This is a genomic window from Xanthomonas sp. fls2-241-TYG-148 (assembly GCF_030208815.1).
GTDB classification, from domain to species: domain Bacteria; phylum Pseudomonadota; class Gammaproteobacteria; order Xanthomonadales; family Xanthomonadaceae; genus Xanthomonas; species Xanthomonas campestris.
Genome location: NZ_JARVTE010000018.1, coordinates 174,311 through 201,197 on the forward strand (window position 1 = coordinate 174,311; position 26,887 = coordinate 201,197).

21 protein-coding genes and 1 pseudogene are annotated in these 26,887 nt (G+C 65.1%); all 22 read left to right on the top strand.

Going from position 1 to position 26,887, the window contains the following annotated elements; all coding sequences use genetic code 11:
- The 22 genes and pseudogenes from tssC (at position 1) to tssK (ending at position 26,885) form a co-directional block, all read left to right on the top strand.
- Positions 1 to 1,494 (top strand): type VI secretion system contractile sheath large subunit, encoded by a 1,494-nt coding sequence (gene tssC, locus QRM60_RS17225; RefSeq protein ID WP_114999454.1) that lies wholly within the window; start codon positions 1 to 3, stop codon positions 1,492 to 1,494.
- Between the two features lie 82 nt (positions 1,495 to 1,576).
- Positions 1,577 to 2,080, top strand: coding sequence for a type VI secretion system tube protein Hcp (locus QRM60_RS17230; protein ID WP_042597867.1), 504 nt, complete (start codon positions 1,577 to 1,579; stop codon positions 2,078 to 2,080).
- A gap of 67 nt (positions 2,081 to 2,147) precedes the next feature.
- Positions 2,148 to 2,942 (top strand): type VI secretion system accessory protein TagJ, encoded by a 795-nt coding sequence (locus QRM60_RS17235; protein ID WP_285446697.1) that lies wholly within the window; start codon positions 2,148 to 2,150, stop codon positions 2,940 to 2,942.
- A 6-nt stretch (positions 2,943 to 2,948) separates the two neighbouring features.
- Complete coding sequence (tssE, locus tag QRM60_RS17240) at positions 2,949 to 3,452, top strand: type VI secretion system baseplate subunit TssE (protein ID WP_042597870.1); 504 nt, start codon at positions 2,949 to 2,951, stop codon at positions 3,450 to 3,452.
- Between the two features lie 3 nt (positions 3,453 to 3,455).
- Positions 3,456 to 5,348 (top strand): type VI secretion system baseplate subunit TssF, encoded by a 1,893-nt coding sequence (gene tssF / locus QRM60_RS17245; RefSeq protein ID WP_285446698.1) that lies wholly within the window; start codon positions 3,456 to 3,458, stop codon positions 5,346 to 5,348.
- The gene (tssG, locus tag QRM60_RS17250) at positions 5,312 to 6,352 is read left to right on the top strand and encodes a type VI secretion system baseplate subunit TssG (protein ID WP_285446699.1); all 1,041 of its coding nucleotides are present in this window, start codon (positions 5,312 to 5,314) and stop codon (positions 6,350 to 6,352) included. Before tssF ends, tssG begins: the two co-directional genes overlap by 37 nt.
- A 57-nt stretch (positions 6,353 to 6,409) precedes the next feature.
- On the top strand, positions 6,410 to 9,166 hold the full coding sequence (gene tssH / locus QRM60_RS17255; protein WP_285446700.1) for a type VI secretion system ATPase TssH: 2,757 nt from the start codon (positions 6,410 to 6,412) through the stop codon (positions 9,164 to 9,166).
- A 45-nt stretch (positions 9,167 to 9,211) separates the two neighbouring features.
- Entirely contained in the window at positions 9,212 to 10,192 is a 981-nt protein-coding gene (locus QRM60_RS17260) for a hypothetical protein (RefSeq protein ID WP_285446701.1), read from the top strand.
- A 203-nt stretch (positions 10,193 to 10,395) separates the two neighbouring features.
- The gene (locus QRM60_RS17265) at positions 10,396 to 10,995 is read left to right on the top strand and encodes a protein kinase (RefSeq protein ID WP_285446702.1); all 600 of its coding nucleotides are present in this window, start codon (positions 10,396 to 10,398) and stop codon (positions 10,993 to 10,995) included.
- A gap of 380 nt (positions 10,996 to 11,375) precedes the next feature.
- Positions 11,376 to 12,263 carry a DNA/RNA non-specific endonuclease gene (locus QRM60_RS17270; protein ID WP_042597881.1) on the top strand — a complete coding sequence of 296 codons (888 nt, stop codon included), beginning with the start codon at positions 11,376 to 11,378 and terminating at the stop codon, positions 12,261 to 12,263.
- Between the two features lie 429 nt (positions 12,264 to 12,692).
- The gene (locus tag QRM60_RS17275) at positions 12,693 to 13,052 is read left to right on the top strand and encodes a DUF4124 domain-containing protein (protein WP_285446703.1); all 360 of its coding nucleotides are present in this window, start codon (positions 12,693 to 12,695) and stop codon (positions 13,050 to 13,052) included.
- A 403-nt stretch (positions 13,053 to 13,455) separates the two neighbouring features.
- Positions 13,456 to 13,728 (top strand): annotated as a pseudogene (locus QRM60_RS17280) (CPBP family intramembrane glutamic endopeptidase); the annotation flags it as partial.
- Positions 13,729 to 13,822: 94 nt separating this feature from the next.
- On the top strand, positions 13,823 to 14,557 hold the full coding sequence (locus tag QRM60_RS17285; RefSeq protein WP_285446704.1) for a hypothetical protein: 735 nt from the start codon (positions 13,823 to 13,825) through the stop codon (positions 14,555 to 14,557).
- Between the two features lie 104 nt (positions 14,558 to 14,661).
- Entirely contained in the window at positions 14,662 to 15,384 is a 723-nt protein-coding gene (locus QRM60_RS17290; RefSeq protein WP_285446705.1) for a ThuA domain-containing protein, read from the top strand.
- 295 nt (positions 15,385 to 15,679) lie between these two features.
- Positions 15,680 to 16,219, top strand: a complete 540-nt coding sequence (ecfK, locus tag QRM60_RS17295) for an ECF-type sigma factor EcfK (protein ID WP_228437135.1) — start codon at positions 15,680 to 15,682, stop codon at positions 16,217 to 16,219.
- Positions 16,198 to 18,726: a serine/threonine-protein kinase gene (locus QRM60_RS17300; RefSeq protein ID WP_285446706.1), complete on the top strand. Its 2,529-nt coding sequence runs from the start codon at positions 16,198 to 16,200 to the stop codon at positions 18,724 to 18,726. Before ecfK ends, QRM60_RS17300 begins: the two co-directional genes overlap by 22 nt.
- Positions 18,727 to 18,796: 70 nt before the next feature.
- Positions 18,797 to 19,084, top strand: coding sequence for a PAAR domain-containing protein (locus QRM60_RS17305; protein ID WP_285446707.1), 288 nt, complete (start codon positions 18,797 to 18,799; stop codon positions 19,082 to 19,084).
- A 562-nt stretch (positions 19,085 to 19,646) separates the two neighbouring features.
- Positions 19,647 to 21,050, top strand: coding sequence for a tetratricopeptide repeat protein (locus QRM60_RS17310; protein ID WP_285446708.1), 1,404 nt, complete (start codon positions 19,647 to 19,649; stop codon positions 21,048 to 21,050).
- Between the two features lie 142 nt (positions 21,051 to 21,192).
- Entirely contained in the window at positions 21,193 to 23,160 is a 1,968-nt protein-coding gene (gene tssI / locus QRM60_RS17315; protein WP_285446709.1) for a type VI secretion system tip protein TssI/VgrG, read from the top strand.
- Positions 23,157 to 23,705, top strand: coding sequence for a hypothetical protein (locus tag QRM60_RS17320; protein ID WP_285446710.1), 549 nt, complete (start codon positions 23,157 to 23,159; stop codon positions 23,703 to 23,705). The genes tssI and QRM60_RS17320 overlap by 4 nt, the downstream gene beginning before the upstream one ends.
- Positions 23,706 to 23,763: 58 nt before the next feature.
- Entirely contained in the window at positions 23,764 to 25,092 is a 1,329-nt protein-coding gene (tagH, locus tag QRM60_RS17325; protein ID WP_285446711.1) for a type VI secretion system-associated FHA domain protein TagH, read from the top strand.
- A gap of 458 nt (positions 25,093 to 25,550) precedes the next feature.
- A complete protein-coding gene (gene tssK, locus QRM60_RS17330; RefSeq protein ID WP_115557596.1) occupies positions 25,551 to 26,885 on the top strand; it encodes a type VI secretion system baseplate subunit TssK in 1,335 nt (444 codons plus the stop codon).
- The last annotated feature ends 2 nt before the right edge of the window (positions 26,886 to 26,887 follow it).

Sequence of the window (26,887 nt, forward strand, 5' to 3'; positions counted from 1 at the left end):
ATGTCCGCCACCGAAGCCGCACTGGCCAGCAGCACCGCCGACACACTGGAACACGGCGATTTTGCCGCCTTGCTCAACCGCGAATTCCGCCCCAAGAGCGAGCGCGCCAAGGAAGAAGTGGAATCGGCCGTGCGCACCCTGGCCGAGCAGGTACTCAATCGCAGCGATGTGGTCAGCGAAGATGTCTCGCAGACCATCAAGGCCTATATCGCCGAGATCGACCGCACGCTCACCGCGCAGCTCAACCAGATTCTGCACCATGCCGATCTGCAGCAGCTCGAAGGTGCCTGGCGTGGCCTGCATTATCTGGTCAGTAACACCGAAACCGACCAGCAGCTCAAGATCCGCGTGCTGAACATCAGCAAGAAGGAACTGGGCAAGGTGCTCAAGCGCTACAAGGGCACCGCGTGGGATCAGAGCCCGATCTTCAAGAAGGTCTACGAGCAGGAATACGGCCAGCTTGGCGGCGAGCCGTACGGCTGCCTGGTGGGTGATTACTACTTCGACCAGAGCCCGCCGGATGTGGAATTGCTCAACGGCATCGCGCAGGTGGCCGCAGCCGCGCATGCACCGTTCATTGCCGCCGCTGCGCCCAAGTTGATGGGCATGGACAGCTGGAGCGAGCTCTCCAACCCGCGTGATCTGGCCAAGATCTTCTCCACGCCCGACTACGCCGCCTGGCGTTCGCTGCGAGAGTCCGAAGACGCCAAGTACATCGGCCTGGCGATGCCGCGCACCTTGTCGCGCCTGCCGTATGGTGCAGCCACCGCACCGTTGGACGAATTCGATTTCGAAGAAGACACTGCCGGCGCCGATTCGGCCAAATACACCTGGCAGAACGCAGCCTATGCGATGGCAGTGAACATCAACCGCTCGTTCAAGCAATACGGCTGGTGCTCGCGTATTCGCGGCATCGAATCCGGTGGTGCGGTGGAAGGCCTGCCCACGCACAGCTTCCCCACCGACGATGGTGGCGTGGACATGAAGTGCCCCACCGAAGTGGCGATCACCGACCGTCGTTCGGCCGAACTGGACAAGATGGGCCTGATGCCGCTGGTACACCGCAAGAACTCGGACATGGCCGCCTTCATCAGCGCGCAGTCCTTGAACAAGCCGGACGAATACGACGACCCGGACGCCACCGCCAATGCGGCACTGGGCGCGCGCCTGCCGTACATGTTCGCGTGCTGCCGCTTTGCGCATTACCTCAAGTGCATCGTGCGCGACAAGATCGGCTCGTTCTCCGATCGCGAACAGATGCAGGGCTGGCTCACGCGTTGGGTCACTCAGTACATCGACGGCGACCCATCCAATTCCAGCGAAGAAACCAAGGCGCGCAAGCCGCTGGCCGCGGCCGAAGTGGTGGTGGAAGAGGTAGAAGGCGCGCCCGGTTACTACAGCTCCAAGTTCTTCCTCAAGCCGCACTACCAGCTGGAAGGCCTCACCGTCTCCCTGCGCTTGGTGTCGCGCTTGCCCTCGGCCGCCAAGGCCTGATCCGACGCGTTTGCGTCACGGCGACGGCGTGCATCTGGCGCGTCGCGCCCCTGTGTTTCCCACTTAGCGAAGGAGCAGTTCCATGGCGTTCGACATGCACATCAAGTTTGGCAGCGGCAAGGTCAAGATCGAAGGCGCATCCAACCACAAGAAGCACAAGGGCGAGATCCCGATCCTGGCGTGGTCGTGGGGCGCGAGCAATTCCGGCGACCTGCACACCGGCGGCGGCTCGGCCAGCGGCGGCAAGGCGCATATCCAGGACATTTCCATCACCAAGTATGTCGACGGTTGTTCGAATGCACTGCTGGATGCGGTGTGCACCGGCGCGCGCGTGGATGGCGCCTGGTTGTATGTGACCAATGCCACCGGCGAGCAGAGCGACTTTCTCACCATCGAGTTGAGCGAAGGCGTGCTGATCACCTCGCTGTCCACCGGCGGTTCCGGTGGCGAAGATCGCCTGACCGAAAACGTGACGCTGCATTTCGGCAAGTTCAAGTATGGCTTCCAGCCGCAGGACGACAAGGGCATCGCGCAGGGCGGCGCGAAGGAATTCACCTACGACATCCAGGGTGTTGCGAAGGCGTAATTCAACACTGCAATGACCGGCGGCGCCGCACCCGGCGTCGCCCCCTCTTCCAACAAGGAACCGCGCGATGGATGCCACCGCACAGACCCTGCTTGCCCGTGGCGAGCCGGCACAGGCGCTGCAGCAGCTGATCCAGCAGGTGCGCCGGCAACCGGCCGATGCAGCGCAACGCGTGTTCCTGTTCCAGCTGCTGGCCGTGCTGGGCCAGTGGTCGCGCGCGGCCGCCCAGCTGCGTGCCTGCGCCGAATTGGACAGCAGCACCAAGCCGCTGGTGCAGACCTATCTTACCGTGTTGCACGCCGAGCAGACGCGCGCCGAGGTGTTCGCGGGCAAGTGCCTGCCGCATGTGATCGGTGAACCGGCTGCCTGGCTGGCGATGCAGCTGCAGGCCTTGCAACTCTCCGCACAAGGCCATGGCGAACAGGCCGCGTTGTTGCGTGCGCAGGCCTTCGAGCAGGCACCTGCGAGCGCCGGTACGCTGGATGGGCAGCGCTTCGACTGGCTGGCAGATGCCGACCCGCGCTTTGGCCCGTGCATTGAACTCATCCTCGACAGCGGCTATGCCTGGGCACCACTGAGCCAGCTCCGCCAGCTGCGCTTTGAAGCACCGGTGGATCTGCGCGACACCGTGTGGGCACCGGTGAGCGTGCTGTGGCGCAATGGCGGCCAGGCATTCGGTTATGTACCGGTGCGCTATCCCGGCAGCGAGCATCTGGATGCCGGCGAACTGCAGCTGGCGCGCCGCACCGAATGGACCCAGGGCGCGCAGGGCGAGATCGGCCTGGGCCAGCGCATGTGGAGCACCGAGGCGCGCGATGTGGCGCTGCTCGAAGTGCGCGACGTGCAGTTCGACGCGGACTGACCCGCCATGGCCGAGCTCACCACCACCGAACGCCTGCAGCCCTCGCTGCTGGACCGGCTGACCGACACCGCACCCAGCCAACGCGATGAGAGCCGCGAGCAACGCGTGATCTCGGCCACGCGCCTGCGCGAATGCGTCATCCGCGACCTGTCGTGGTTGTTGAACACCGTGAATCTGGACACCAGCCATCCGCTGGAGGCGCACCCTCAGGTGCAACGCTCGGTGCTCAATTTCGGCATTCCCGATCTGGCCGGCGTCGCGGTCACCGGCATCGATGCGGCAGCGCTGCAGCAGCGGTTGCGCGAGGCGATCCTGGCATTCGAGCCGCGCCTGATTCCAGAGACCTTGCGCGTGAGCGTGCATGCCGATGGCGCGCGCATGGACCGGCGCTCGCTGCTGTTCACCATCGAATCGGAAATGTGGGCGCAGCCGCTGCCGTTGAACCTGTATCTGAAGACCGCGCTGGACCTGGAAACCGGCCGGCTCGACGTTGTCGAAGGGCACGGCTGAGCCATGGACCCGCGCCTGCTCCCGTACTACAGCCGCGAACTGCAGCACGTGCGCGACATGGGCGCGGAGTTTGCGCGCGAGTATCCCAAGATTGCCGGGCGGCTCGGCCTGGATGCCTTCGAATGCGCCGATCCGTACGTGGAGCGGTTGCTGGAAGGTTTTGCGTTTCTGGCCGCGCGCGTGCAACTCAAGCTGGATGCGCAGTACCCGGTGTTCACCCAGCACCTGCTGGAGATGGTCTACCCGCATTATCTGGCACCGCTGCCATCAATGGCGGTGGTGCAGTTGCAGCCGGACCTGAAAGACAGCGGCCTGGCCGCCGGCGTGGCGGTGCCGCGCCACAGTGCGCTGCGCAGCCTGATCGGCGCCGGCGAGCGCACCGCCTGCGAGTTTCGCACCGCCCATGCGGTCACGCTGTGGCCGCTGCAGCTGGCCGAGGCCAAGTACCTGGAGTCGCCGGCCGCGTTGGCCGCTGCCGGTGTGGCGGTGCCGCCCGGGCGCAGCGTGCGTGCTGGCATCCGCCTGCGCCTGGAGGTGGTGGGCGGCGCACAGGCGCAGGATCTGGCGCTGGATGCACTGCCGCTGTTCCTGGCCGGCGCCGATGGCCTGCCCAAGCGCCTGTACGAACAATTGCACGGCGACTGCGCGGGTGTGGTGGTGCGTGGCAACGATGCCGGCGGCGCCACGCGCGAACTGCTGCTTGATGCCGATGTACTGCGCACGCGCGGCTTCGCCGACGACGATGCATTGATTCCCTACGACGGCCGCTCCTTCAGCGGCTATCGGCTACTGCAGGAATACTTCGCTTGCCCGGAGCGCTTCCTGTTCGCCGAACTCACCGGCCTGCGCGCTGCTTTGCGTCGGCTGCACGGCAGCAGTTTCGAAATCGTGGTGTTGCTGGAGCGCAGTGTGCCCGCACTGGCGGCGGCAGTAAGCGCAGAGCACTTCAAGCTGTTCTGCACGCCGGCGATCAATCTGTTCGAACGCCGTGCCGACCGGATCCATCTGCACACCGGTCGGCACGACTATCACGTGCTGGCCGACCGCACCCGGCCGATGGATTTCGAGATCCATCACCTGGGCGAGGTGGAAGGTTTTGGCGACCGCCAGGAGCCGGAGCAGCGCTATACGCCGTTCTACGGCGGCGATGCGCGCACCTGGCATGCGCGGCACGGCGCGTTCTACACCATGCGCCGTGAGCCAAGGCTGCTGTCGGCGCGCCAGCGCCGCGACGGTGCGCGCTCCAGCTATGTGGGTAGCGAGGTCTTCGTCAGTTTGGTGGACGCCGACGACCAGCCGCACAGCACACGGCTGCGCCAGCTGGGCCTGCAATTGTGGTGCAGCAACCGCGATCTGCCGCTGCATATGCCGGTGGGCAAGGGCAGCACCGATTTCAGCATGGACAGCGGTGTGCCGGTGCAGAGCGTGCGCTGCGTGGCCGGCCCGACCAAGCCACGCCCAGCGCTCTCCGATGGGCAAACTGCCTGGCGCCTGCTCAGTCAATTGCAGCTCAATTATCTGTCGCTGTTCGACGAGGGCCCGGGCGAAAGCACCAGTGCTGCGGCGCTGCGCGAGATCCTCACCTTGTACTGCGACCCGTTCGACGCCTCCGCACAGCGGCAGATCGAGGGTATCAAACAGGTAAGAGGCACCCCGATCGTACGGCGCATTCCGGTGCCTGGCCCGATCACTTTCGGGCGCGGCCTGCAGATCACGCTCACCTGCGAGGACGCCGCTTTCGAAGGCACCGGCGCGTTCCTGCTGGCCTCGGTACTGCGGCACTTCTTTGCGCGCTACGTCTCGGTGAATGCGTTTACCGAAACGGTGCTGCGCACCACCGAACGCAACGAGGTGGCCCGATGGCCCGCTCAGCCCGGCTCCCGCCCGCGTCTGTGAGCGCGGCCGCCGCAGCGCTGGAACAGGCGCTGCAGGCCCGGCCACACGACTTCAGCCCGTTTGCGGCCTTGCGCGCGATCGAGCGCTGCCATCCGCAGCAGCCGCGCCTGGGCGAATCCGCGCGCGCAAGCGACGACGTGGTGCGCTTGCGGCATCTGCCGTCACTGGCCTTCGCCCCGCATGCGCTGGAACGCTACGTGCCACAGCAAGACGCTCAACCGGCCGCGTTGTACAGCGTGTTTCTGGGCCTGTTCGGTCCAAATGCACCGTTGCCATTGCACCTGACCGAATACGCCATCGAGCGTGCGCAGCAAGCCAAGGACGGCACCTTCGCCGCGTTCGCCGATGTGTTCCATCACCGCATGCTGAGCCTGTTCTACCGCGCCTGGGCGCAGGCGCAACCCAGCGTGCAGGCCGAGCGCCCGGCGAGCGACCAGTTCCGCGCCTGGCTGGATGCACTGGTGGGTATCGCCAGCCCGCAGTTGCGCGACCGCGATGCCTTGCCCGACGACGCACGGCGCTACTACGCCGGCCGCCTCGGTGCGGCGACACGTACACCGGAAGGTTTGCGCGCCTTGCTGCAGCAACTGTTTGCCTGGCCGGTGCAGGTGCAGGAGTTCATCGCCGAATGGATGCGCCTGCCTGTCGATGCGCACCTGCAGCTAGGCATCGGCCCGCGCAATGCGCGCCTGGGTGTGGATAGCGTCGTCGGCGCGCAGGTGCGTGGCGCGCAACAGCGCGTGCGTATTCGCCTGGGGCCGCTGCCACGCATCGCCTTTCAACGCTTCCTGCCCGGCGGGCAGGCGTTGCGCCAACTCACCGCTGCGGTGCGCAGCTATCTGGGCGACGAATTCGGCTGGGAGCTGCAGTTGTTGCTAAAGGCCGACGAGGTGCCCACCCCGCGCCTGGCGCGCAACAGCCGGCTGGGCCTGGACACCTGGCTTGGCCGCCGCGCCTGGAGCATTGCCGATGCCGACGACGTATTGCTGCGCCCCTCCGGGTGAGGCGCCCGGCCACTTGATTCGCTCACGACCGATGTACTGACTTCGAAGGACGCACCCATGGCCGAGATCTCCCGCAGTGCCCTGTTCGGCAAGCTCAATCCGCTGGCCTATCGCGGCATCGAAAGCGCCACCGTGTTCTGCAAGCTGCGTGGCAACCCGTATGTGGAGCTGGTGCACTGGCTGCATCAGTTGCTGCAGCTGCAGGACTCGGACCTGCACCGCATCATCAAGCATTTCCAGCTCAACCCCTCCACGCTGGCGCGTGATGTCACCGCCGCGCTGGATGGCTTGCCGCGCGGCTCCACTGCCGTCACCGATCTGTCGGCCAATGTGGAAGAAGCGGTGGAGCGCGGCTGGGTGTATGCCTCGCTCAGCTTTGGCGAGGCGCAGGTGCGCACCGGTTATCTGGTGGTCGGCATCCTGAGCGTGCGTGGGTTGCGCAATGCGTTGTTGGCGATCTCCAAGGAGTTCGACAAGCTCACGCCTGCGGTGCTCAACGAGCACTTCGCCGAGATCGTGGCCGGCTCGCCGGAAGACGGCCTGCTGCCCAGCGATGGATTTTCGCTCGGTCAGACCGCTGCCCCTGGTGAGGCTAGCGGTGCCATCGCGCCTGCCGCGCTCGGCAAGCAGGAAGCGCTGAAAAAATTCACCACCGATCTCACTGCGCAGGCGCGCGAGGGCAAGCTCGACCCGATCATCGGCCGCGATGACGAGATCCGCCAGGTGGTCGACATCCTGATGCGTCGCCGCCAGAACAATCCGATCCTGGTCGGCGAGGCCGGCGTCGGCAAGACCGCCGTGGTGGAAGGCTTCGCGCAACGCATCGCACGTGGCGACGTCCCGCCCGCGTTGAAGGACGTGCAACTGCGCACGCTGGATGTTGGTCTATTGCAGGCTGGTGCCAGCATGAAGGGCGAGTTCGAGCAGCGCCTGCGCGCGGTCATCGACGAAGTACAGGCCAGCCCGAAGCCGATCATCCTGTTCGTCGATGAAACCCACACCCTGGTCGGTGCCGGTGGCGCGGCCGGTACCGGTGATGCGGCGAACCTGCTCAAGCCCGCGTTGGCGCGCGGCACCTTGCGCACCGTGGGCGCCACCACGTTTGCCGAATACAAGAAGTACATTGAAAAAGACCCCGCACTGAGCCGCCGCTTTCAGGCCGTGCAAGTGGATGAGCCTGACGAAGCCAAGGCCGTGCGCATGATGCGCGGCGTTGCTTCGATGATGGAGCAGCACCACAGCGTGCAGATCCTTGACGAAGCGCTGGAAGCGGCGGTCAAGCTCAGCCACCGCTATATCCCCGCACGCCAACTGCCGGACAAATCGGTGAGCCTGCTCGATACCGCGTGCGCCCGCGTGGCGGTGAGCCTGCACGCTACCCCGGCCGAAGTGGACGACAGCCGCCGCCGCATCGAATCGCTGGATACCGAGCACGCCATCATCGAGCGCGAGCGCGCGATCGGCATCGTGGTAGAGGAGCGCGCCGCTGCGTGTGCCGGCTTGCTGGAAAGCGAACACGGCCGCCTGCGTGATCTGGAGCAGCGGTGGGTTGCCGAGAAGGCATTGGTGGACGAGCTGCTTTCGCTGCGTGCACAACTGCGTAGCGGTAACGCGCCGGTGGAAGGCACTGGTAGTGCACTGGAAGCAGAGGCCGATGCCGATGCCGATGCCGAGCAGATCGCGTCTGGTGACACAGCGGTGCTCGAAGCACCGGTGCACGTGGATCGCGACACGCTGTTGGCGCGCCTGCAGTTGGTGCAGGCCGAGTTGGGCGCACTGCAGGGCGAATCGCCACTGATCCTGCCCACGGTCGACTATCAAGCCGTCGCCGCCGTAGTCGCCGACTGGACCGGCATCCCGGTCGGGCGCATGGCGCGCAACGAAATCGACACCGTGCTGCGCCTGCCCGAGTTGCTGGCCAAGCGCGTGATCGGCCAGGACCACGCCATGGAGATGATCGCCAAGCGCATCCAGACCAGCCGCGCCGGCCTGGACAACCCGGACAAACCGATCGGCGTGTTCCTGCTGGCCGGCACCTCCGGCGTGGGCAAGACCGAAACCGCGCTCGCGCTGGCCGAAACGCTATACGGCGGCGAGCAGAACCTGATCACCATCAACATGAGCGAGTACCAGGAGGCACACACCGTCTCCTCGCTCAAGGGCGCACCGCCCGGCTATGTCGGCTACGGCGAAGGCGGCGTGCTCACCGAAGCGGTGCGCCGCAAACCCTACTCGGTGGTGTTGCTGGACGAAGTCGAGAAGGCGCACTCGGACGTACACGAACTGTTCTTCCAGGTCTTCGACAAAGGCTGGATGGAAGATGGCGAAGGCCGCCGCATCGACTTCCGCAACACCTTGATCATCCTCACCAGCAACGCCGGCACCGAGCTGATCGCCAGCCTGTGCGCCGATCCGGAACTGCTGCCGGACCCGGAAGGCATGGCCAAAGCGCTGCGCGAACCATTGTTGAAGGTGTTCCCGCCGGCATTGCTCGGCAGGCTGGTGGCGATTCCATATTACCCGCTGAGCCACGACATGCTGGCGAAGATCGTGCGGCTGCAGTTGAACCGCATCAAGCAGCGCATCGAAGCGCGCTACAGGATTCCATTCGAGTACGACGACGCGGTGGTCGAGCTGGTGGTGAGCCGCTGCACTGAGAGCGAATCGGGCGGGCGGATGATCGATGCGATTTTGACCAATTCGATGTTGCCGGAGATCAGCCGGGAGTTCCTGCGGAGGATGGTCGACGGAAAAGACATCGCGGGCGTACGAGTGGGGCGCAAGGAAGGCGGATTCGACTATCGCTTCGATTGAAAACGCTCCGAGGGTGCGAAGGAGCTTCAATGACGGAGAAAGAGCATGCAATGCGAGAACATCGTGCTGATCCCCTTTTACCACGGTGATGGGGACCAGGAGTTGGCGGACAATCTTGAAGCACTTTCCAAAAAATACAAAGGTAGGACGGTCCGCGCCCGCGCGGTCACTGTCGTATCGGCCGAGTTCGGCAAGTCCGCGAAGGTGGAAGAGGTGGTGGGGGCCATTTTCGCGAGCAGTGATGTGCTTGGGGCTTCGCGGGATAACGGACTCTACTTTCTAATTCACGCAGGCGCGACTCAGTCCAACCCGTCTGCAGTGTTCCTCGCCGAGGTAGTCGCGGGACTCGCCAAGAAGGGAATCTGTTTCCGGAAGATCAATTTGGCAGGCTGTTTCACCGGGGGAAACAAGCTCGGTAATGTTGCGAGCAGTGTCTTAGCCGAGTTCACTCGTAGGCTTGTCGAACTCATACCCAAGGAGGAAAGAGGCGCGCTCCTAACTGGACTGGGTGTGAGTGCCTACCTCACCGAAGTCACGACGTTTGATGAGGAAAGCGTCTACTACCAAGGCCTGATTCTGAAGCAATTCACATCGCCAGCCGGATTAGACGGTATCCATAACCTTGTTCAGAGGACGAAAGAGAAATCGTTATCCAGGACGCATCCAGATGTTCTGGATGGACAAGCTAAGGCTCTTGTGGACTTCAACAGGGAGAATTTCGCGAAGATATACGATGGAAAAGCATACAAAAAGGTTTCCTCCGCAGATCCGAAAACCCAAGAGAGTGTCTATATCGCACAGCGAGGAATAATTGCTAAGAAGATAACCATGCAACAAGCCATTGCAGAGTTGGTCGCCGGTTACGAGATGTATATGAGAACGAAGGTCGTTGCTATGTTTGATGACAGGAGTTCAAGTTTCATCCCGGGATCCATCGCCAGCTACACCGACAATGACACGGTGAAGAGCATGATCGTTGAAGTTGAAAGAATGCGAGGGTCTTCGAAGTACACGTTCCACCTTTGAGTCCATCGCGGACCCCACATCGAGATCGCAAATTTTGGCTCTCGATCACGGTGCAGCGCTCGACCGGTGGCGAATCTCCAAGTCTTCGTCCTGTTCCTGCGACAATCCCCGTCCGCAAGGAACCCGGCACGCGCCGGGAAGTGAGCGTCGGGTCGTCTCCCGTGCCAGCCACGCGTTGACGACCGACCGGGGAGGAGGCGGCGATGGACGAGCGGCAGGCGCTGTACCTGCGGGCGAAGGGCATCGTGGCGGCGGCCGACGAGCTGCCGCCGGACGAGCGCGCCGATTTCGTCGCGCGCGAGTGCGCGGGCGACGCCGCGCTGCTGGCCGAGGTCGCGTGGATGCGGCAGGCGGTGGCGTCGGAGACCACGCTGCACGCGACGCGCTGGGCGCTGGCCGAGGCGCCGGAACTCTCGGGCGAGCAGTTCTCGGCCGATGCCGCGCGCGACTACCGCGTGTTGCACCGGCTCGGCCAGGGCGGCATGGGCGTGGTCTACCTCGCCGAGCGCCAGCAGGACGGTTTCACCCAGCGGGTCGCGCTGAAGCTGCTGCGCCGCGTGAGCGGCGACGCGCGCACCGCGCTCGAGCGCTTCCAGCGCGAGCGCGCGCTGCTGGCGCGGCTCGAGCATCACGGCATCGCGCGGCTGGTCGACGGCGGGCTGCTGTCGGACGGCCAGCCGTTCCTCGCGATCGAGTACGTCGAGGGCGAGCACATAGTGAAGAACGGGGTCAGGTTCATTTTAGGTGATGGGGTCAGGTTCACTTATCAGTCGACAGCGGCGACTTGTGGGCTGATTAAGTAGCCTACAGCCAGTGTGCGTGCGCGCCGGCGGTAATGCAGGATGAAGTGAGGACCATGGAGGACCATGGGTTCGGAGGACAAAAAAAACGGGGCAAAAAAACGGGGCTAGGTTCACTTTGGAAGTCAACCTGACCCCGTTTCCCGGCAATGCGCCGTGGAGTGCCGATCGTCGCAATTGTGGATGGCAGTGAAAGTTTTTATTTGTCTAGGTGGAGCCTAGCGGATCTAGGGTTGATCGAAAGTATGTCGATTCTGAAATAGAAGCGCAGAGGATCGGGTCTGCTTCAATTTACTAATTATTCCTCTTTTTTTGCGAGAACTAGTTCTGGAGGATTTATGGTTGTGATTGGAAGCAATAGCGCTGGGGAAATTCATGCGGAAATGGAAATGTTCACGTATGGAGGGACGATACGCGGGCGTCCGATTCTGATCAAAGGCCCGCTAGTCGACCAGAAGCCTGGCAATCACAAAAAGGAAAAGCCGGCGTTGCCGTATGCGTTGCAGGGCATTCCTGGGAAGCCGGATTTTCGCCCGCTCAATACCAATGCAGGCCACTTGCTTGCAACGCAGTTCGGTGGGCTGAACGTACCCCAGAATATCGTGCCGATGTACGCCAGCTTCAATCAGCACGGTGCATGGAAGAGCCTTGAAAGAGCGCTTAAGAAAATCATCCGCTCCGGAGAAGGACGCATCACGCTTTCTGTGACCATCTCCTATGGCGCCAACGCCGATCCTCGAATTCCCTCGGCCTTCTCGGCCATTGCAAGCTCCGAAAGCGGAAAGTCCTGGTCGTTTGGTTTCATACCGCATATCCCCCCGGCGATCGAGCACATCGAGCTTGACGAAGACGAAGTAATTCTGGTGACTACGCGTTACTGGCAGATGCGCGATTCAGGGTGGATGATGGACCATCTTTATCCGCAGCTCAATCTCCCCGAGCAGAACGCAAGGCGACATTATGCTGTGCTCGACTACATGAGCGAGGTCACTGGCGACCTGAAGAGTGTTTCCATCAGCAACGCGCGCAAATTCGAGGATTACCAGATAAATAACATCCTCACGGTCAACAGGATCTTCTTTGATGGTTACCTGGCGCCGGATGACCCGGGCGATCCTTTCTCTGGCGGACCACTTCTAACTGTTGCCGGTGATCAAGGGCCGCATGTGGACCATATCAGGCCAAAGGCTACATCGGCGGGATGCAATGCATACAGCAATGCTCAAGTGCTCAGTGGTCTGGGAAATCTACGCAAGGGCACAAAAAAGTAGCCGGTGGTTATGGCTGTTGTTGCTGGGGGTAACGGGTTCAGGTTAACTTATCGGTCGATAACAGCGACTTGCGGTGCCGACGAGCCGCTCAATGCCCGCAAAAAGATGTGTCGACGGCCGCTGTGCTTGCGCGTCGGCGGTAACCGCAGTTCTATGCGCTTCCACCGCCGGCTGAGTCGTCTCCCGCGCAACAGAGGGTGCATGTGAAATTAGTCAGCGAGCACTGTGCGTCGGCTTGGCGCTGCCATCGGCAATGTCCCGGTTTTGTGGCGGTCCAGGCCGGCGGGTAACAAGCCGCCCGCCGCGCTTTACCCATCCTCGCCACCGAAGAAAAAGTGCTGCTCCTGAGGAACGACGCATCGCGCCCTGGGATGGGTAAGCTATGCCGTTTGGGGGGAGGCATCAATGAAAAGAAGTCTTGCAGTGGTGATGTGCGTGTTGTCGTTGCCGGCAGCGGCGCAGTCGGCCTACAAGTGCAGCGATGCAAAGCTGGGGACTGTTTACCAGTCCACGCCGTGCGCCGACGGCGCGGAGCAGAAGCGTTGGAACAAGCAAGCCGCGCCGACCCCGACGGCAACACCTGCGCAGGCGGGTCCGCAAGCGGCATCCGGCAAAAACCAGGAATCAAACCTGGGGCTAAGCCTGATCAGTTACGAGCGCCAGCCGAGTCCGGAGGCGTGTACGCGCGCCACCCATGTGCGCGATAGCGCGCGCGCCGATACTACGATGCGTCGCGATCCGGATTTCATGCAGGCTGTCGAACGGGCGGTCGTGCAGGCCTGTCGCTAGGTAGGGCATTACAAGTCGAGTGTCTGCAATCAAGGCATGCCAAGGAAGATCGATGCAAGAACGTGAAGGAGCGTCTGCGAGATGGGGCGAATTGTTGCTCGTGGTGACGATTGCGTTCGGGCTGTCGATCTGGTCCAGCGCTTCGGCAGTCGCGCGCGATGCCGTCGAGCCGGTCTTCTCCGACGCGAGCCTGTGGGGCATGGTGTTCTACGAACTGCTCATTCTGGCGATCTTGTTGCCAGTGCTGTGGTTCCGCGGATGGAGACCGCAGTCGCTGGGGCTGCAGTGGCAGCTGCGCGACTTGGCGGCGGGGCTCGGCTTGCTGGCGGTGTGCCTGTTGGTCACCTATCCACTCACGCTGTTGAACTGGAGCTTGGGGAGCAACACGAATCCATTCGATGCGATGGTCGCCGGGCAGCTGTCGATCACGGCTGTGCTGGCGATCTCGCTGATCAATCCGATCTTCGAGGAAGTGTTCGTGTGCGGTTACGTCATCCACGCCCTGGAGCCGCGACATGGCCGGGCCTTCGCGGTGAATGTAAGCGTGGCGCTCCGCACTTCGTATCACCTGTATCAGGGCCCGATTGGCGCCATCAGCATCTTGATGCTCGGGTTGATCCTGGGTTGGTGGGTGGCACGGCGAGGGCGACTGTGGCCGGCGATCCTGGCGCATGGCGCGCTGGATCTGCTGGTTGGTGGTCTACACCTGACTGGCTTGGCGTCGCCGCGATGTCGCACACTTGCGCTTTGGTCGAACACAGGACGCGGCGATGGCACGGCGATATGGATGGAGCGGGTTACTGGTGTGGCTCGTGGCGTTCGGCGCGGTGGCCGCCGGTCCGGCGCCTGGCGAGTACAGCACCAAGCAAGGCTGGGGCAGCCTGCAGGTCAGCGACAAGGGCGGGGTGCGCCAGTTCGAGATTCTCACCATGGGCGCCAACGGCCACAGTTGTTCGCTATCGGGCACGCTGCAGGGCGACAAGGCGGAGGTGAGCGATGCTGTCGGCGCGCCCTGCAAGCTGTCGTTCAAGCCGGTAGCGGGCGGCTTCACCATCGCCGCGCTGACTCAGGACAGCTGCCGCGACTATTGCGGCATGCGCGCCAGCTTCGAAGGCGACTATCTGCAGTTGCCGGCCGGCTGCACTTCCGCTGCCAGCAGCCGACGGCGTGAGGCGTATCTGCGGGACTATCGCAGCAAGCGCTATACCGAAGCACTTGCCGGCATGCAGGCGTTCGCGGGCGGGTGCGGCGAGTTCCTCAACTGGCTTGATCGCGACCGTTTCGCCAACGACCGCGCCCTCACGCTGCTGCGCCTGAATCGTCCGCAGGAGTGCCTGGCGGCGCTGGACGCCACCATGGCTGGTCGCAGCCACGACGAGGACTCGTTCCAAGCGGAGCTGGATCAGAACAGCACGATGCTTCCGCCCAGCGACTGGGATGCGTATCTGCCCATCGCCAAGTCCACCTGGTTCAATCGCAAGCTCTGCGAGGCGGCCAAGCGCTAAGCGTGAGTGGCCTGCGTCGTTGCGCCCCGCAAGCGCCGGCATACGGCGTCGGGCCGGAAGTGCTGATCGATTGAATCAGAAGCTGATTGCGCAACAATGCATGCATGCACAACATCCTGCTCGCCCTGATCTGTCTGCTCGCCTCCGTCACCGCCAATGCCGGGTCCGCTCCAGAGCGGATGCTGATCTTCAGCAAGACGGCCGGGTTCCGCCATGAGTCGATTCCGACGGCGGTGGCGAGGCTACGGCAACTTGCGCAAGAGCAGGGCATGGCGGCCGACCACAGCGAGGATGCGGACGTCTTCACTGCCGACAACCTGGCGCGTTACCGCGTGGTGGCGTTCGCCAACACGACAGGCGAGATTCTAGCGCCGGCGCAACAGCAGGCTTTCGAGGGCTTCATTCGGCAGGGCGGTGGATTCCTGGGTGTCCATTCGGCCGCCGATACCGGCTACCAGTGGCCTTGGTATGGGCGATTGGTCGGGGCATGGTTCAAGAAACATCCGCCGGGGCTGCAGTCCACCCGCGTGCAGCGCGAGCGCGATGGGCAGTCGGTGGGCGATGCCTGGCCGATCACCGATGAAATCTACAACTACCGCCACAATCCACGCGGGCAGGTGCAGGTGGTCGCCACGGTGGACGAGCGGCTGTATGCCGGTGGCACGATGGGCGCAGACCATCCCATTGCGTGGTGCCACGCATTCGACGGCGGCCGGGCCTGGTACACCGGGCTGGGCCACGACGCGGCCGTTTATGCCAATACCGATTTCCTTGCGCAGTTGCGCCAGGGGCTGCGCTATGCGGCCGGGTACGCGCCCGGCTGCTGAGTGCGTTACTGGCTTGTTCGCTTGCGCCGAAGGCATGGCGCGCGGCGCGTAGAGTTGTGACAGAAAGCAGGCCTATGGCGCGACTGTGCTCGCGACGGCGCCGTGGCGCCACTGTTTCGGCACCTGTGACGATGGCGGCCCACCCGGCGCGCCAACGGCAGCCGGCAGCTTACCGATCCCGCGTAGGCGGCCCGTCGACACCACCGGTGTCAGCGAGCTAAACCGTTACGTATTGAACAGTCCACCTCGCTCCCAATGCGGGATACTGCGCGTCCACGCAGGCGAGATGGACCGGATGTCCGAGCTCCCGATCACCGAGTTGTTGCAGGCCTGGCAGCGCGATGAACCCGGCGCGGGCGATGCATTGGCGCGGCAGGTCTATGACGTATTGCGCGCCACGGCGTTGCGGGTGTTGCGGCGCGATGCGCGGTTAGGGCTGCAGGCGACCGAGCTGGTACACGAGGCGTGGATGCGGTTGGAGCAGGGCCAGCAGGGCTTCCGTTCGCGCTCGCATTTCTATGCGGTGGCGGCGCTGCAGATGCGCCACCTGCTGGTGGACCTGGCGCGGCAACAGGCCAGCGCCAAGCGGCTGGGCCAGGCGGTGACGCTGACGATCAGTCTGTCCGATGGCGCGGCGCGGCCGGAAGCCTTGTTGATGGTGGCCGATGCCTTCGACAAATTGGCACAGCTGGATGAGCGCAAGGCCAAGGCATTCGCGTTGACCGAACTGGTGGGCTTCAGCGTGGCTGAGGCGGCCGAGCAACTTGAGGTGTCGGTGCCGACGCTGGAACGCGACCTGCGCTTTGCGCGGGTGTGGTTGGCCGCGCAGCTATGAGCCTGGCGGCCACCACCTGGCAGCGACTGGAGGCATTGTTTCATCAGGCCTGCGCGCTGCCGGTGGAGGCACGTGAGGCATTTGCGCGTGTGCAGGCCGGCGACGATGTGGTGCTGCGCGACGAGTTGCTGGCCATGCTGGCGGTAGAGGCGCAGGCCACCATGCGCGTGCGTGCACCGCTCAAGCACGCCGCCGCCGCGTTGCATGCGCCATTGCCGGAACTGCCGGCCGGCACGCGCTTTGGTGCGTGGGCGATCGACCGGTTGATCGGTGCCGGCGGGATGGGGCAGGTGTATCTGGGCCACCGCGCCGATGGCACGTACGAGCGCGAGGTGGCGATCAAGCTGGTGGCCGCCGATGCGCTGGACGTGCAGGGCAGAGCGTTGTTCGAGTTCGAATGCCGGCTGCTGGCACAGATGGTGCACCCGGCGATTGCACAGATTCACGACGTGGGCACCGACGCGCACGGCCAGCCGTATCTGGTGATGGAGTACCTGCGCGGGGAGCCGATCACCTGGTGGTGCGACGAACACCGGTTGTCGCTACATGCGCGGGTGCTGCTGATGCTGCGGGTGAGCGAGGCGGTGCAGCACGCGCACCAGAAGGGCGTGATCCACCGCGACCTCAAGCCGAGCAATGTGCTGGTGAGCGAGGTGGATGGCCGGCCGATGCCCGGGGTGATCGACTTCGGCATCGCCATCGATGCGGCCAACCCGGGCCTGACCTCCGCGCATGGGCGTGGCACGCCGGGCTACATGAGCCCGGAGCAGGCGCGCGGCGCGCTGGATGTGGATGCGCGCAGCGATATCTATGCGCTGGGCGCCATGTTCTACGAACTCAGTTGCGGGTTGGCGCCGGTGGCCGGGCGCGATGGCCTGCCGCAACCTCCGTCGCAACGTGTGGCCGCCGTGCCAGCCGAGGCGCGCGCGCGCATCTGTGCGGCGCGCAGCACCGCGCACGCACAGCTGCAGCAGCAGCTGCGCGACGGGCTGGATGCGATCGTGTTGCGTGCGCTCGCGCCCGAACGTGGTGCGCGCTATGCGTCGGTGTCGGCCCTGCTGGACGATTTGCACCGCTGGCTGGACGGCTACCCGCCGCGTGCGCTGCAGGCCGGGCGCTTGCTGCGCCTGCGCAAGTTCACCCAGCGCCATCGCAGCGGTGTGCTGGCCGGCGGCCTGACAGTGATCGCGGTAGTGGCCGGGCTGGGCGCCACGGTCTGGTCGCTGCAGCAGGCTGCGCGTGATGCGCAGCTGGCGCGGGTGACAGGCGATTTCATGAGTTCGGTGTTGTCCAGCGTGGACCCGGCGGTGGCGCAGGACCTGGACAAAACCTTGATGTTGCGCGTGTTGCAGCAAGCCTCGCAACGCGCCGCGCGCGAGCTGGCCGAGCAACCCGACGCCCGCACCGAGGTGGAACTGACGCTGGGCCGCACCTTGATTGCGCTAGCCGATTACCCGCAGGCGGTGGCGCACCTGCGTACCGCGCACGCGCTGGCGCGGCAGCAGGGCGGGGAGGGCAGCATGCGTGCACTCACAGCGGCCTCGATGCTGGGGCAGGCGTTGATTGGCGGCGGCCACGCTGCCGAGGCCGAGCGCGTGCTGCGTGCGGCAATCGCACAGGCCGCGCGCGGTGATGCCAGGCAGCAGAGCGTGGGCAATGCGATGCGTGCGCGGCTGGCGTGGACGCTGCGCGATCAGGGGCGCATGAGCGAGGCACTGGAGCAAAGCCGGCATGCTTATCTTGCCGCGCTGGCGAATGCAGCCACCACCACGGACCAGCGCATCGACGCGGGCAACTTCTACGCCAGCATGCTGGCCGAAACCGGCCAGCTGACAGAAGCCATTGCCTTGCAGCGCAGCTTGTTGCGCGAACGCATCGCGATGCGCGGGCCTGAGCATCCGTACGTGGTGTCGATGCGCAACAGCCTGGCGGTGTCGCTGCTGATGCAGCGCGACTTTGCCGCGGCCGAAGCGGAGTTGGCGCCACTGCTGCGCACCACCCGTAAGTTGTACGGCGCGCGCGCCAGCGACACCTTGATGGTGGAAGGCAACCTGGCCGGCGCGTTGCGCCAGCAGGGCAAGGTGGCCGAAGCGGGCCCGCATTACCGCGCTGCCCTGGAGGGCGCACGTGCGGTGTTCGGCGAGGCCGCGCCGAACACCATCAGCTACCGCAGCAACCATGCGTTCTGGCTGCTGGACGCCGGGCAGCCGGCAGCGTCGTTATCCGAGCAGCAGGCCGCGTTGGCCACGGCGCTGCGCGTGCTGGGGCGCGCGCATCCGCAGACGGCGGAGATCCTGCGTGGCATGGCCGAGGCCGAGCGCGTGCTGGGCCGCCCTGTGGCCGCACGTGAGCACGCGCAGCAATCGCTGCAGATCCTCACCGGCATCTATGGCGACGCCGAAGCGCCGTTGCAGGCGGCACGCCAGACACTCGCGGCGCTGGACGCAGCGGCGCTGCCAGCCGAGGTCGCCGGCGTCGATGCGGCGCCGCGCGTGGCCGAACGCTGAGACGAATTGTCGGGTTGCCGGCACGCCGCTGCCTGATCCTGCAGTTCTTGGGAGTGCGCTGGAGCATGTCATGCAGCCTGCTGCGCGGATCACCGATCTGCACGTCTGCCCGATGGTGACCGGCATCGTGCCGCATGTGGGCGGGCCGATCGCCGGCCCGTGTGCGCCCACGGTGTTGATCGGCGGCCTGCTTGCGGCACGCATCGGTGATAGCTGCGTGTGCGTGGGGCCGCCGGACAGCATCGTGGTCGGTGCGCCCACGGTGTTGATCGCCGGCCAGCCGGCGGCACGCCTGGGCGACAGCACTGCGCATGGCGGGGTCATCATGCTGGGTTGTTTTACGGTGTTGATTGGATAGGGCGAAGCTTGTGCTGGAGTCGTGCAAGTTGGGCATGGGGTCGCGCGCAATATTTGCAGGGATGCGCGATTGCTTCTGTGCGATGCGCGAGCGGTTGAAGTGGCGTGGATGTTGTCGTGCGCATGGTGACTGCGTCCCGGGCCAACCGCGTCTTTGCCCATGACACATGTCGCGAGCCTCGCTGAAGCTTCCGCCACAGCAGTTGGCACGTTTTAGCCGGTATTGCTGCGCTCAGCGTTTGAGGCGCGCAACAGATGCAAGATCAGATGTCGGTTGCCTGCGGCAAGTACGCACTTAGTTGCATGCATGCGCTTGTGCTGCATCGTGCCCGAACTAGTGATCTCGCAATGCTGCTGGCCTCATGTAGCTGCACCTCATCGGGAAGGCCGCATCGCGCCCAAGGGCGCTCCTACATTGGTTTTGCTTGGTTTGCGACGGTGACGTGGTTACAGCCAGCGGTGCAGGAGAGTGCGCCATCCGAACCCAGCGATTTCGTTCCGCCGTCTCCAGTACTGGCACCAGTGCCTGCACCACCTCCCGCTTTCCCGCTCCGGAGATCCCAATGAGCACCGCCATCGCGCAGACCGACCTGAGCCCATCGACCGCAGCGACCGCACCGCTGTCGCAACCGACTGCACCGCCGGCAACGCTTGCGCAGCCGGCCACGTTGCAACGCGCCATCACCGCACACCGTAGCGGCCGCCTGGAGCAGGCCGCGCGACTGTATGCGCAGTTGCTGGAGATGCAACCCAGCCATGCCGATGCATTGCATTACCAGGGCGTGCTGCAGCATCAACGCGGTGAGAGCGACGCCGCTGTTGCCTCGATCACGCAGGCACTGTTGCTGGCGCCGGCGCAACCCGATGCCTGCAACAACCTGGGCAACGTGCACCGCGAGTGCAGGCGCCTGGCCGAGGCCGAACAGAGCTATCGCCGTGCGCTGGCCCTGGCGCCAGCGCATGCGGACGCCTTGTCCAACCTGGCTGCGGTGCTGGAAGCGCAGCGCCGTGTCGAAGAAGCCTTCGTCACCTATGCCGCGCTGCTGCACACCTATCCCGAGTCCGCGCATGGGCACTATCTGCTCGGGCTGTTCCTGCGCAACAACGCGCAGGAGGCCGAGCATCTGCAACAGTCCGTGGAGTGCCTGCGCCAGGCCTGCACGCTGGCACCGGAGCACCTGCTCGCACGTGAGGCGCTGGGTACCGGCCTGTATCTGCTGGGCGAGCATCAGCAGGCGCAAGCGGTGTACCGCGAGTGGTTGCTGCGCGACCCGGGCAATGCGGTGGCCACGCATATGCTGGCCGCCTGCGGCGGCACCGCCGCACCGCCACGCGCTGGTGATGTCTATGTTCGCGAGCTGTTTGACGGCTTTGCCGACAGCTTCGACGAGCAGTTGCTGCACAACCTGGACTACCGCGCGCCGCAGCTCCTGGCCGACGCGTTGGTTGCCTGCCTATCGGTGCCCGACGGCCGCCTCGCGGTGCTGGATGCCGGCTGCGGCACCGGCCTGTGCGCGCCGTTGTTGCGTGCGCACGCGCGTGAGCTGGTGGGTGTGGATTTGTCGCCGGGCATGATCGCCAAGGCACGCCTGCGTGGTGGCTACGACGCACTCGAGGTGGCCGAACTCACTGCCTATCTGCAAACACAGCCAGCACGCTGGGACGTCATCGCCTCGGCCGATACGCTGGTGTACTTCGGCGCACTGCAGGGCGTGCTGGCGGCGGCCGCCAGCGCGCTGACGCCCGGCGGTGTGCTGGGCTTCACCGTGGAAGCACTGGAGGCTAGCGGAGACGATGTAACGCTGGATGCCAGCGGCCGCTATCGGCACAGCCATGCACATATCGTTGCAGCGTTGCAGCACGCGCAATTACAGACAGTGGCCATTGCCGCGCAGGCCTTGCGTAGCGAGCGCGGCCAGCCCGTACATGGCTGGGTGGTGACCGCGCGCGCGCCTGGCAGCGCGTGAGACGAATTGTCGGCTTTCGCAGGCATACGCGTGTGAGCATGCGTTGCCGACGCTGAAAGATGCCGCAGCGTGCGCGTGACTCCGCGCTCGGCTGCGTCGGTCAAGGCGCACCGCGTTGCCCTCACCCTCTGTGGATGCTTCGATGCCACGCACCATCACGCTGCACACCGACATTGGCGAGCGCCTGCTGCTGCACCGCATGCAGGCCAGCGAAGCGTTGGGGCAGCTGTTCGACTACCGCATCGAGGCGCTGTGCAGCGATGCACGCCCGGACCTGCGTGCCTTGCTCGGCACGCCCGCGGCGGTGGAGCTGTCCGATGACGGCAACGTGCAGCGCTGGTATCACGGCATGGTGGCCAGCTGTGCGCAAAGTGGCTACACGGTGATCGACGGGCTCAGCTATGCGGCACTGGAACTGCAGTTGGTGCCCAAACCCTGGCTGCTCACCCAGCGCCGCGACTGCCGTATCTACCAGGACATGAGCGTGCCGGACATCATCACCAGCGTGCTGGGCGATATCGGCTACGGCGATGTGCAGCGGCGACTGAGCACGCCGTATCCGGCGCGTACCTACTGCGTGCAATACCGCGAGGACGACTTCAGCTTCATCAGCCGCCTGATGGAACAGGAGGGCATCTATTACTACTTCACCCATGGCCGCACCGCGCACACGCTGGTGCTGGCCGATGCACTGGGCGCGCACGCCACCGTGCCGCCGGTGGCGAGCCTGCCGTATGTGCCGCCGGAATTGCAGAACCGCCGGTTGCAGCAGGCGGTGGTGAGCCAGTGGCGCAGTGCGCGCGCACTGCATACCACCGAGCACCAGCTCACCGATTACGACCCGCAGCTGCCGCGCGCCTCGCTGGCGGCCCAGGACCAGGCCGCCGGTGCCGACCTGCATCCGGTGGACGCACTGGTGGCGTTCGATTTCCCCGGCGCGCATCCGGTGCAGGGTGTCGGTGAGCGCTATGCCCAGGTGCGGCGCGAGGCGCACAACGTGCAGCGCGGCTGCCACGATGCGCAGACCAATGCCTGCGAATTGCCGGTGGGCGCGCTGTTCTCGCTGCGCGGCTTTCCCAACGAAGCCTACAACCAGGAATACCTGGTGGTGTCTGCCGAGACCATCCTGGTGGCGCCGGAACATGCCGGCGACACGCCGCCGTTTTCCAGCCGCCTGCGCGTGATCGACAGCCGCCTGCCGTTCCGCAGCCTGCAACGCACGCCACGACCGAGCATCGCCGGCCTGCAGACCGGTGTGGTCACTGGCGACACTGTCGAAGACATCGCGGTGGACGCGTACGGCCGCGTGCAGGTGACCTTTCATTGGTCCACCTCCGCACGCACGCACGGTGGGCCGTCGTGCTGGGTGCGGGTGGCCTCGATGTGGGCGGGCAAGGGCTGGGGAGCAATGAGCCTGCCGCGCGTGGGGCAGGAAGTGGTGGTGAGTTTTCTCGATGGCGACCCGGACCGCCCGCTGATCGTGGGCAGCGTCTACAACGCCGACCATGCACTGCCGTTTTCGCTGCCCGACAACAAGACCCAGAGCGGGATTCGTAGCCGCACCTTGCTGGGCGGCGCAGCGGATTTCAACGAACTGCGCTTCGACGACAAGGCCGGTGCCGAAGAGATCTACCAGCGCGCTCAGCGTGACCTGCGCGAAGAAGTGCAGCACGACCATACCGCCACCGTCGAGAACGACCAGGTGGTGACGGTCAAGCACGACCGGCGTGCGCGCATCGACAACAACGACAGCGTGGATGTCGGCAAGAAGCTGCTGTTGCAGGCCGGCGAAGAGATCGAGCTGGTCACGGGGAGCGCGCGCCTGGTGATGAAACAGAACGGTGACATTGTGCTGAGCGGCGTCAACATCCTCATCGACGCTACCGCCGAAGCCAAGACCACCGCTGCCACCATCAAGCAGGTGGCCAGTGCGCAATTGCAGGCCACCTCGCCGGCCACCGAGGTGGTGGGCGATGGCACGTTGAAGCTGTCGTCCGGCGGCATGCTCACCGCCGAGGCCGGTGCTTCGGCCACGCTGAAAGGCCCGCTGGTCAACATCAAGGCCGATGCCCTGGTGCAGGTCAGCGGCGGCCTGATCATGATCGGATGAGTACCCCCATGCCCTCGCTCGCACAGGCCTGCGCGCAGATGCAGCTGTCGGACACGGCCTGCGCACATCTGCGCGCCCCGCTGGCGCCACAGGCGGCGGTGAGTGCGTTGCTGGCGCACGGCCATGGCGACGATGCGATCAAGTTGCTGGCGCGGCTGCTGCCCAAGCGCTATGCGGTGGCCTGGGCATGCCAGTGCGCGCGCGCCGAAGCGCTGGATGACGAAGACCGTGCCGGCGCGGCGCTGGCGGAGAAATGGGTGCGCGAGCCCAGCGAGGCGCATCGCCGCGCGGCACAGGCGTTTGCGCATGCCGGCGGTTATGTCTCGCTGGGTGCATGGCTGACCGCCGCGGTGGCGTGGTCTGGCGGCAGCCTGGCGCCCCCGCAGCAAACCACCGCGGTACCACCAGCCGAACATCTCACCGCACGTGCGGTGGCCGCGGCCATCACCTTGCTGGCCGCGCGCGAACCGGCCGCCATGCAGGCGCGCCGGGAGGGTTACGCGGCGCATGCGCTGCAGTTGCTGGCCGGCGCAGCGGCGTCATGAGCGTGCGTTGCTGCGGTGACGTGCGTGTTGTCGATTCTTGTCTGGAGGAGCGTGTGTCGTGTCCAGTGTGCAGTTGATCCTCACCGTCAGCGGCGCGCAGGCCGCGCAATTCGGCGCGCAGGCGCAGAAGCGCTTTGCCGGCAGCGGCGGCAGTATTGGCCGCTCCGATGAAAGCGATTGGGTGCTGGCTGCGCCCGGTATCTCACGTACCCACGCGGTGGTGCGCTTTCTCAATGGCATGTATTTCATCGAAGACCGCAGCACCAATGGCATTTCGCTCAATGGCACGCCATTGACGCGCGCCGAGCCGGCCGCGCTGGGTGATGGCGACCGCCTGCAACTGGACAGCTTCGAGGTCCAGGTGCAGCTGCAGAGCGTCAGCCCTGTGGGTGCCCTGGCAGTGACGCCCGCGTTCGATCCCTTGCTGGATGCGATGGACGACCGCACCCAGATGGCGCCGCCGCCCAGGCCGCTACAGGCCGCCGTGCCCAGTGCTGCATTTGATCTGCTGGATTTCGGCGCACCAGCGGTCGGGCGCGCGCCGGTGGATGACGCATTGGGCGATTTGCTGTTGGATGCCACACCCCGGGAACTGGACCCGCTGCGTTTGCTGGATCCGCTGCCGGTCGCGCCGGTCATTCCCGCGCCGAGCACGTGGAATCACAGCAACGCCAACCAGGACCATTTCCGCCCGCCAAGCACTGGCGCAGCGCGTGCCACCTTGCCGGAAAACTGGGACATGACGCTGGGCGACTTCGCACCGGCAGTGGTAGCGGCATCGGCAGTGGCAGTGGCGGCGCCGGTGCCTGCGAGCCCTGGCGTGTCTGGCGCACTGCCGAGCGCGATGCCAGCAATGGCAGGTCTGCCACCGGAGCTGGACCGCATCTTCGCCATCGTGGTCGACGGCGTGATGGACGTGCTGCGTGCACGCGCCGAGATCAAGAACACCTTTCGCTTGCCGGTCACCGTGATCCAGCGCTCGGAGAACAACCCGCTCAAATTTGCGGCCACCGCCGAGGATGCGCTGCAGAAATTATTGGCACCGCCGAGTGCCTCCTTCCTGTCCGGCGTGCCCGCCTTCGAAGATGCCTTCGATGACATCCGCTGCCACCAGATGGCGATGTTGGCCGGCATGCGTGCGGCCTTCGACGCCATGCTGTTTCATTTCAGCCCAGACCGGCTGGAGCAGGAAGCCGATGCGGGCGGCAAGCGATTGAGCTTCGGCGGCAAGGGCCGTTACTGGGAGCGCTATCGCGATAATTTCGAGCAACTGCGCGGCGACCCGGATGATTGTTTTCGTCGCTTGTTTGGTGACGAATTTGCGCGCGCGTACGAGGCGCAGTTGGCGCGGTTGAAATCGGCGCGGCGGCAGCCAGCAGCGCGCTAAGCGCGGCGCGATCTAGGTTTGTAGGAGCGCGCTTGCGCGCGATGAAGCGTTCCCGGTAAGGCTTCATCGCGCGCAAGCGCGCTCCTACGACAGCCGGGCCGATTGTTCTTCTTAGGGGCGTGGTGTCCCCTAGCTGCGCACCCCAACAGGCCATGGACCAGCTCTGGTAGGAGCGCGCTCGCGCGCTATGAAGCATCACCGTGGCACCTGCCCGCACGAAGCACACGCCTGCAAAACGCGCGAAGAAACAGCGCCTTCCAGCCCGCAACACACCCCAACAATTCCCAACACCCCACTGAGACGTTTTGACGGGTGAGCGCCGCGGGCGCGCCGCAGAATCACGCCATCGACACGGTCCAGCGGACGTGTCCGTGCGGCGCAGGGGCGCCGACAGCACAGCATCGCGACGGCGCGCCATGGCCTGCAGCGGCGACCGGCTTCTTCAGAGCGAGTGGATCATGCAGAACAACAAGGTCGTCTGGAGCGAAGGGCTGTTTCTGCGCCCGCAGCATCTGCAGCAACAGGAGCGGTACCTGGAACGCTATGTCGATCTGCGTGCCGCGCGGCTGCGCCCGCATGCCTGGGGCGTGAGCGAGCTGGAATGGGAAACCGATCTACTCGCGGTCGGCAAGCTGGGCCTGCGCCGTGCGCGCGGCGTGTTTGCCGATGGCACGCCGTTCGCGATGCCCGGCGATGATCCGCTGCCGGTGGCGCTGGACGTGGACCCGAATTGCCGTGACCAGATCGTGTATCTCACGTTGCCGTTGCGCGTGCCGGCGCAGCCGGAACTGGGGCGGCCGGAGTCGCCGGCCGATCAGTTGTTCCGCTACCGCGTGCGCGAGACCGAAACCGGCGATGCATCGGGCAGCACCAGCGAAGCGGTGCTGATGGAGGTCGGTGGCCTGAGCACGCGGCTGCTGCCGCAATCGCAACCATTGGAAGGCCTGGACCGCATCGCGGTGGCGCGCATCATCGAATCACGCGCAGACCGCCAGGTGGTGCTGGACCCGCACTTCATTCCCAGCGCGATGGTGTGCCAGGCCTCCTCACGGCTGACCACCTTCCTCATCGAACTGCTTGGCCTGCTGCATCAGCGCGGCGAAGCCTTGGCCTCGCGGGTGACCTTGACCGACCGCGGCGGAGCGGCCGATATCGCTGACTTCCTGCTGCTGCAGCTGGTCAATCGCTGGCAGCCGCAGATCGCGCATTGGGCGAGCGCCCCGTTGGCGCATCCGGAAGACCTGTTCCGTGCGCTGGTTGCGCTGGCCGGTGAGCTCAGCACGTTCACCGCACCCGGCAAGCGGCCGCCGGCGTGGCCGGCGTATCGGCACGAGGCGCAGCAGGAGAGTTTTGAGCCGGTGATCGCCGCGCTGCGCAGCAGCTTGAGCGCAGTGTTCGAACAGACCGCCACGCCATTGCCGGTGCAGGCGCGCAAGTTCGGTGTGTGGGTGGCGATGGTGCCCGACACCAGCCTGCTGGACAGTGCGGCATTCGTGCTCGCCGCCAAGGCCGACATGCCGGCCGAAGAGCTGCGCCGTCAGCTGCCCGCGCACGCCAAGATCGGCCCGGTGGAACAGATTCGCGACCTGGTGAATCTGCAGTTGCCAGGCATCGTGGCCACGCCGATGCCGGTGGCGCCGCGGCAGATTCCGTATCACGCCGGCTACCTGTATTTCGAGTTCGACAAGAGCGCGCCGCTGTGGCGCAACTTGAAGACCTCCGGCGGGATCGCCTTCCATTTCGGCAGCGAATTTGCCGGGCTGGACCTGCAACTGTGGGCCATCCGGAGTTGAGC

Excerpts from the sequence above, each read along its gene's own strand:
- QRM60_RS17265 (WP_285446702.1), top strand. The coding sequence starts at position 10,396 with ATGGACGAGCGGCAGGCGCTGTACCTGCGGGCGAAGGGCATCGTGGCG.
- tssG (WP_285446699.1), top strand. The coding sequence starts at position 5,312 with ATGGCCCGCTCAGCCCGGCTCCCGCCCGCGTCTGTGAGCGCGGCCGCC.
- tssI (WP_285446709.1), top strand. The coding sequence starts at position 21,193 with ATGCCACGCACCATCACGCTGCACACCGACATTGGCGAGCGCCTGCTG.
- QRM60_RS17310 (WP_285446708.1), top strand. The coding sequence starts at position 19,647 with ATGAGCACCGCCATCGCGCAGACCGACCTGAGCCCATCGACCGCAGCG.
- QRM60_RS17320 (WP_285446710.1), top strand. The coding sequence starts at position 23,157 with ATGAGTACCCCCATGCCCTCGCTCGCACAGGCCTGCGCGCAGATGCAG.
- QRM60_RS17275 (WP_285446703.1), top strand. The coding sequence starts at position 12,693 with ATGTGCGTGTTGTCGTTGCCGGCAGCGGCGCAGTCGGCCTACAAGTGC.
- QRM60_RS17290 (WP_285446705.1), top strand. The coding sequence starts at position 14,662 with ATGCACAACATCCTGCTCGCCCTGATCTGTCTGCTCGCCTCCGTCACC.
- QRM60_RS17260 (WP_285446701.1), top strand. The coding sequence starts at position 9,212 with ATGCAATGCGAGAACATCGTGCTGATCCCCTTTTACCACGGTGATGGG.
- tssH (WP_285446700.1), top strand. The coding sequence starts at position 6,410 with ATGGCCGAGATCTCCCGCAGTGCCCTGTTCGGCAAGCTCAATCCGCTG.
- tssC (WP_114999454.1), top strand. The coding sequence starts at position 1 with ATGTCCGCCACCGAAGCCGCACTGGCCAGCAGCACCGCCGACACACTG.
- tssE (WP_042597870.1), top strand. The coding sequence starts at position 2,949 with ATGGCCGAGCTCACCACCACCGAACGCCTGCAGCCCTCGCTGCTGGAC.
- tssF (WP_285446698.1), top strand. The coding sequence starts at position 3,456 with ATGGACCCGCGCCTGCTCCCGTACTACAGCCGCGAACTGCAGCACGTG.
- QRM60_RS17230 (WP_042597867.1), top strand. The coding sequence starts at position 1,577 with ATGGCGTTCGACATGCACATCAAGTTTGGCAGCGGCAAGGTCAAGATC.
- QRM60_RS17270 (WP_042597881.1), top strand. The coding sequence starts at position 11,376 with ATGGAAATGTTCACGTATGGAGGGACGATACGCGGGCGTCCGATTCTG.
- QRM60_RS17235 (WP_285446697.1), top strand. The coding sequence starts at position 2,148 with ATGGATGCCACCGCACAGACCCTGCTTGCCCGTGGCGAGCCGGCACAG.
- QRM60_RS17285 (WP_285446704.1), top strand. The coding sequence starts at position 13,823 with ATGGCACGGCGATATGGATGGAGCGGGTTACTGGTGTGGCTCGTGGCG.
- ecfK (WP_228437135.1), top strand. The coding sequence starts at position 15,680 with ATGTCCGAGCTCCCGATCACCGAGTTGTTGCAGGCCTGGCAGCGCGAT.
- tssK (WP_115557596.1), top strand. The coding sequence starts at position 25,551 with ATGCAGAACAACAAGGTCGTCTGGAGCGAAGGGCTGTTTCTGCGCCCG.
- QRM60_RS17305 (WP_285446707.1), top strand. The coding sequence starts at position 18,797 with ATGCAGCCTGCTGCGCGGATCACCGATCTGCACGTCTGCCCGATGGTG.